Origin of the sequence: Amaricoccus sp., assembly GCF_017993425.1 — a bacterium.
Taxonomy (GTDB): Bacteria; Pseudomonadota; Alphaproteobacteria; order Rhodobacterales; family Rhodobacteraceae; genus Amaricoccus.
In genome coordinates, this window is sequence record NZ_JAGOMQ010000085.1 from 1 (window position 1) to 4,242 (window position 4,242).

At 74.4% G+C, this 4,242-nt stretch carries 3 protein-coding genes and 2 pseudogenes; 1 reads left to right on the forward strand and 4 read right to left on the reverse strand.

Annotated elements, in window-relative coordinates; translation table 11 throughout:
* A pseudogene (locus tag KBB57_RS19840) lies at positions 1-1,028 on the reverse strand (hypothetical protein); the annotation flags it as partial.
* 178 nt (positions 1,029-1,206) lie between these two features.
* Here KBB57_RS19840 and KBB57_RS19845 point away from each other — a divergent pair.
* Positions 1,207-1,863: an HD domain-containing protein gene (locus KBB57_RS19845; RefSeq protein ID WP_290754079.1), complete on the forward strand. Its 657-nt coding sequence runs from the start codon at positions 1,207-1,209 to the stop codon at positions 1,861-1,863.
* Positions 1,864-1,937: 74 nt separating this feature from the next.
* Here the strand turns inward: KBB57_RS19845 and KBB57_RS19850 are convergent, their stop codons facing one another.
* From KBB57_RS19850 to KBB57_RS19860, 3 genes and pseudogenes are all read right to left on the reverse strand, one after another.
* Positions 1,938-2,810: a hypothetical protein gene (locus tag KBB57_RS19850; protein WP_290754082.1), complete on the reverse strand. Its 873-nt coding sequence runs from the start codon at positions 2,808-2,810 to the stop codon at positions 1,938-1,940.
* Between the two features lie 25 nt (positions 2,811-2,835).
* A complete protein-coding gene (locus KBB57_RS19855) occupies positions 2,836-3,408 on the reverse strand; it encodes a hypothetical protein (RefSeq protein ID WP_290754085.1) in 573 nt (190 codons plus the stop codon).
* Positions 3,409-3,465: 57 nt separating this feature from the next.
* Positions 3,466-4,242 (reverse strand): annotated as a pseudogene (locus KBB57_RS19860) (hypothetical protein); the annotation flags it as partial.

A 4,242-nucleotide genomic window follows, 5' to 3' on the forward strand; every position in this document is an offset into this window, starting at 1 on the left:
GTCGTGGCGAGGCGCTCGAGCGCCTCGAGCACCGGGTGCGCTGCGGCGGCGCGGGCCGGGTCGGCGAGCACGTCGAGCCGGGTGCGGGTCCAGGCGAGGGTCGTCGAGATGGCGTCGTCGTCGGCGAGCGCCATGAGCCCGCGGACCGCGGCGACCTGCACCCACGGGCTCGGGTCGGTCAGCGCGGCCGCGAAGGCAGCATAGGCGCGAGCGGCGGGGGCCTTGCGGCGGGTCAGGCCGACCAGCGCGAGGGCGCGGGTCTCGGGGTCGGCGGCGGTGGCGAGGCGCAGCAGGGCCTGGTCGGCGGGTTCGCGGGGGTCGACGGGCGCGGCGTGGGCGAGCGCGTAGGCGGCGGCGTAGGCGAGGTCGGGCTGGGCGCTCGCGGTGGGCTGGGGGATCGAGTTGGGCTGCGCGGTGGGGCTGTGGCGCTCGGCGAGGGCGATCGCGGCGGGCTGCGCGGTGGGGTCCCAGGCGACGCCGCGGCGACCGAGCACGCCGAGGGCGAGGGCGGCGGCCTCGGCGAGCGGCGGGTCGGCGCTGGTGAGGGCGGCGGCGAGCACCGGCGTCGAGGCGACGGTGCCGAGGCGGCCGAGGGCGACGGCGATGCTGGTCTGTTGTGATGCATCCGCGGCGGGCCAGGCCGCGAGCACGGCCGCCTCGGCGCCGCCGAGCTCGACGCCGAGCGCGGCGGCGATGCCGAGGGCGGCGGCTGCGGGGGCGCGCAGCGAAGGATCGGCGAGCAGCTCGATCAGGCGCGCGATCGCGGGCGCATCGCCGACGCGACCGAGCGCCGCGACGGCCAGCGTGCGTGCGCGCGGCGAGTCGGCGCGCGTCAGGGCGAGCAGCGGGGCGGACTCGCGGCGCACGCAGGCGCGGTCGATCGCCGGCGCGAGCGCGACCTCGGGCGCCGGCGCGCGGTCGGGGCCCGGCGCGCTCGCGGGGGCCGGCGCGGGGGCCGGCGCGGGGGCGCGGGCGGGCGCGCAGCAGAGCGCGAGGAGCGGCAGGGCGAGGCCCGGGAGGCGGCGCATGGCCGCGAGTGTACGCGTTCGCGCGTGAGCCGATGCGGGTCGGGGTGGGTCTGGGTCCGCTGGGCGCATGCTCGCGCGTGAGCCGATGCGGGGCGGGGTCTGGGCCCTCGAAGGCGACTGCGTGCCCCCCGGCGTCGTGTGCTCGGCACGGTCGGGTTGGGGTACACCTGGGCGCATCATGCTCGCCTCCGACCCCGACACCCGGCTGCTCGCGCGGCTGGCCGAGCTGGCCGCGCTGGCCATGCCCGCCGACACGGATCCGGCCCACGACCTGCTGCACGTGCGTCGGGTGGCCGCGCTGGCGCGGAGCATCGCCGAGGCCGAGGGGGCGGACGTGCTGGTGGCGGTCGGGGCCGCGCTGCTGCACGAGCTGGTCAACCTGCCGAAGGACCACCCGGAGTCGCGGCGCTCGGGGGACCTGTGCGCGGAGGCGGCGGCCGGACTGCTGCGGGCGGAGGCGATCGATCCGGCACGGGCCGCGCAGATCTGCGCGTGCATCCGCGACCACGGCTTCTCGAAGGGCGTGCTGCCCGAGTCGCTGGCGGCGCGGGTGCTGCAGGACGCAGACCGCCTCGACGCGATCGGTGCGATCGGGGTGGCCCGCTGCTTCGCGACCTGCAACGCGATGCGCACGCCCTTCTACAGCGAGCTGGACCCGCTGTGTCGCGAGCGTGAGCCGGACGACAAGCGCTTCGGCCTCGACCACTTCTTTCGCAAGCTCCTGCGCATCCCGGACGGGCTGCACACCGCGAGCGCCCGCCGGCTCGCCGAGCCGCGCGTGGCCCTGATGCGCGGGTACCTCGAGCAGTTCGGGCGCGAGCTGGGCGCATCCTGATGCTGCGGACGTGACGGCGATCGCGGCCTGCTTTCCGCCGCGGGTCGACCCATTCGAGGGAGGGGGGGCTGCGCTCAATCATCGATGTCGGGCAGGCCCTCGATCTCGATCGGCGGCGGGGGCTGGACCTTGGCCCTGGCCTGCTGCTGCATCTGCGTGTGCGCGACCTTCATCTGCATCCGGGTGAGCTCGGGCAGCAGCTGCTGGTTGGTCTCGTTCAGGGTCCGCAGCAGGGCGCCGCTGATGCCCTGGCCGGCGGCGACACCGGCGTAGAGGTCGTCGAAGACCCGGGCGAGGGCGGGCGGCACGGTGTCGGAGCTGGGGCGGGTCTGGGTGCGGTTCCCGGGCTTGACGGCGGCGACGGCGGCCTCGACATCGCCGCGACCGATCCACCGCAGCACCGCGCCGATCGTCGCCTCCGGGTCGCCGAGCACCTGGTCGTAGGTCTGGAGACGCGCCGGGTAGCGACGCAGCGAGATGTCGCGCACCAGCGCGAAGTTCTCCATCCACCACTCGTAGGCCGGCGGAAAATTGAAGGGCTCGTCGACCTCGCCGCCCGCGGCGCGCCGGGCCTCGCGGCTTTGGGCCTCGAGGGCGTAGAGGCGCTCGATCGAGGCCTCGTACTCCCGCCACTCGCGGACGTTGGCGAGCAGGTGGGTGATGTACGCGCGCTCGGAGCGGATCACGCCGGGCACGAACACCTTGACCGCGTAACCGTCGACGTGCTCCGGCGTGAAGTACTTGCCGGTGCGCGGGTGCGGGTTGGTGGCGAAGTAGATGCCGTTGCGCAGCAGGGTCTCGTAGAAGCCGTCGGGGTTGGCGTCACGCAGCGGGCCAGTGCCCCAGTTGCGTGGGAAGGCCTTGCCGAGGATCGGGAGACCCGCGGCCTGCAGGACCTGCATCCACATCGAGGTGCCGCTGCGCTTGGTGCCGGAGACGAAGATCATCGGGGCTCTGCGCGCGAGGCTATGCCTAGACGCACACGGCTGCTATCGCATCAAACGCGGCCTTGCAATCTTCTGGGAGGTCGCCCAAGAACTCCGCACAGCTGAGCGCCGAGATGCAGGCCATGGCCGCCTCGAAGGCCTGCACGCAGTCGGCCCCGTAGTTCATTTCGTAGTAGGCGTGGGTCTCGCCGCAGTAGGTCGCCCCGGCCATTCCGGCCCGCGGGTCCATGTAGCATTCGGCGATCTTTGCGCCGTAGCTCACGCATTCCGGAGGCAGCGCGGGGCCACCGGTGGTGGCGTCGCCGGTGGTGGCATCGCCGGTGGTGGCGTCGCCGGTGGTGCCGCTGGTGGTGGGCTCGCCGGTGGTGGGCTCGCCGGTGCCGGAGTCCGTGGCGCTGCCCGATCCGGTCGGCGTGTCGCCCGATGTTCCTCCGGAGGTCCCGCCGGAGGTCCCGCCGGTGTCGCCGGTCGAGCCGGTCGAGCCGGGGTCCGTGCCGGTGCTCTCCGTCGTCTTGTCCTTGTCGGACGGGCAACCCGGCACGACGGCGAGCAGACCCACCGCGACCAACCCTCGCTGCAACCCAAACCAGTCGTCCATGGTCGGTGACGTTAGGCGGGGTGCAAAGGGGGTGTCAAGGTGACGTTGATGCGGCGCTCAGTCGCGCTTGTAGCTGAGCGCGTACTTGAGCGGGTTGGTGAGCCGCTCGGAGGTGATGGTGACGCTGAGGGTCATGCGGTCGCCGGCCTCGTTGAGGGTGAAGACGCTGCGTCGGCCGCCGTCGTCGGCGGTGAAGGTCTGGACCAGCCGGCCCTTGACCATCGAGAACTTGACGGTCAGCGGCTTGCCGGTGTCGCTGGTCCACGGCACGGAGGCGCCCTCGAGCTTGGCGGAGACGGTGCGGCCGGGCGCGAATGTGGTGGTGACCTTGTCGCCGTCGACGGCGATCGTGATCGTGTCGCGGATGACATTGCTCTCCGTCAATCGCTTGCGGCCGATGCCGCGGATCAGGGCGTTCAGCTCCTGCACCGCGGTGTCGATCGCCGCCGCGAGCTCGGTGCGCTGCGCGTCGCCGCCGGCGAAGCGGAAGGTGCCGGCGAAGCGCTGCTGCGGGGGCACGGGCGGGGGCGCGGGCGTGGCGACCGGCGCGGGCTCGGGTGTGGCGACCGGCGCGGGCTCGGGCACCGGCGCGGGCGCGGGTGCGGGCGGGGGCGCGGGGCTGTCCGCAGGGGCAGGTGTGGGGGCGCTGGGGCCGGGCTTCTTGGTCGCCTTCGGGTCGGGGGTCGGCTTGGTGGCCGCGCTCGCGGGCTCGACGGCGGAGGGCTTGACCGCGGGCGTGTCCGTGGCCGGGACCAGGGTTCCGGAGGCCGGCGCATCGGTGTTCGTGGCGAGCGGATCGGCCGGGGCCGGGGCCTCTCCCGGGGTTGGTTGCGC

Excerpts from the sequence above, each read along its gene's own strand:
- KBB57_RS19845 (WP_290754079.1), top strand. The coding sequence starts at position 1,207 with ATGCTCGCCTCCGACCCCGACACCCGGCTGCTCGCGCGGCTGGCCGAG.
- KBB57_RS19855 (WP_290754085.1), bottom strand. The coding sequence starts at position 3,408 with ATGGACGACTGGTTTGGGTTGCAGCGAGGGTTGGTCGCGGTGGGTCTG.
- KBB57_RS19850 (WP_290754082.1), bottom strand. The coding sequence starts at position 2,810 with ATGATCTTCGTCTCCGGCACCAAGCGCAGCGGCACCTCGATGTGGATG.